At 51.3% G+C, this 271-nt stretch carries 1 protein-coding gene; it reads right to left on the bottom strand.

What is annotated here, in order from left to right:
- A partial coding sequence (locus OB69_RS18755) for an Ig-like domain-containing protein (RefSeq protein WP_185096929.1) occupies positions 1-271 on the bottom strand: 271 nt, incomplete at both ends.

Genomic DNA, 271 nt, shown 5'->3' with positions numbered 1-271 from the left:
AGTTGCTGTGGGCAATGCCGTGTCAATAGCATAATTGCCTGAATCCGTAGTGCCCGTCCCTGCATTACCTGCCGCATCGCTTACTCCCGTGTTGTCCAAGGTAATCACGTTGGTGGCGTCTGTTACTCCGGCTGTTGGGGTAAATGTCGCTGTCCACGTAATTCCACCATCGGCTGAGCTTACTGCGCTCAGTGTTCCGTTTGCTATCGTTAGATCAGCATTCGCAAAGCCTGTTACGGCTTCACTGAAAGTAATGGTTACTGTCGCAGTT

Origin of the sequence: Roseivirga seohaensis subsp. aquiponti (assembly GCF_001267955.1) — a bacterium.
Taxonomy (GTDB): domain Bacteria; phylum Bacteroidota; class Bacteroidia; order Cytophagales; family Cyclobacteriaceae; genus Roseivirga; species Roseivirga seohaensis.
The sequence above is the reverse complement of the archived record's forward strand: the minus strand, read 5'-3'. Positions and strand labels throughout refer to the sequence as shown.